The following is a 655-nucleotide window of genomic DNA, read 5'->3' as shown; positions in this document are numbered from 1 at the left end:
GCGATTCGTCGGTGCCGTCGCCGAAGCGGATCAGCCACTCGCCCGCGTGATGCACGTGGTACTGCGTTTCCTTGGCCGACTTCGCGGCGATCGCGGCGAGCTGTGCGTCGGCGGAGCCCGTCAGCGCGCTCCACAGATGCAGCATCAGCGTCGAATACAGGAAGTTGCGCACGATCGTCACCGCGTAGTCCTTCTGCGCCTGCGCGGTCGCGGCAAGCGGCCCGTAGTGCGGCAGCTCGGCGAGCGTGTAGTTCGCGAATTCGCGCTCGGCGCGGAAGTACGCGTAGTCGTCCTCGCTGCGCTGACGGCCGGTGAGCTGTCCTTCGAGCGCGGCCGCGTGCGTGTACAGCAGGCGCGCCTGGCCGATCAGGTCGAGGCTCATGTTCGACAGCGCGATGTCCTCTTCGAGGATCGGGCCGTGGCCGCACCACTCGCTGTTGCGCTGACCGAGGATCAGCGCGGTATCGGCGAGGCGCAGCACGTACTGCAGATGTTCGGGCGAGGGGGACGTAAGGGACGTAGTGGACGTAGTGGTCATGGCGCGCTTACATGTGGTTGACTTCGTCGGGCAGCGTGTAGAACGTCGGGTGGCGATAGATCTTGTCGCCCGCCGGTTCGAACAGCTCGGCCTTCTCGTCGGGCGCCGAGGCGGTGA

General features: G+C 66.6%; 1 protein-coding gene and 1 pseudogene. Both read right to left on the bottom strand.

Translation table 11 applies throughout. The features are described 5' to 3' along the window. On the bottom strand, nt 1-538 hold a 538-nt coding region (gene paaC, locus AB3X95_RS38950; protein WP_368624008.1), incomplete at its 3' end, for a 1,2-phenylacetyl-CoA epoxidase subunit PaaC. Between the two features lie 7 nt (nt 539-545). Then, nucleotides 546-655, bottom strand: a pseudogene (locus tag AB3X95_RS38945) (1,2-phenylacetyl-CoA epoxidase subunit B); the annotation flags it as partial.

It is taken from the genome of Paraburkholderia sp. BR13444 (genome assembly GCF_040948755.1).
GTDB lineage: Bacteria > Pseudomonadota > Gammaproteobacteria > Burkholderiales > Burkholderiaceae > Paraburkholderia > Paraburkholderia youngii.
Note: the sequence above shows the minus strand (reverse complement) of the source record. Positions and strands in the feature narration are given on the sequence as shown.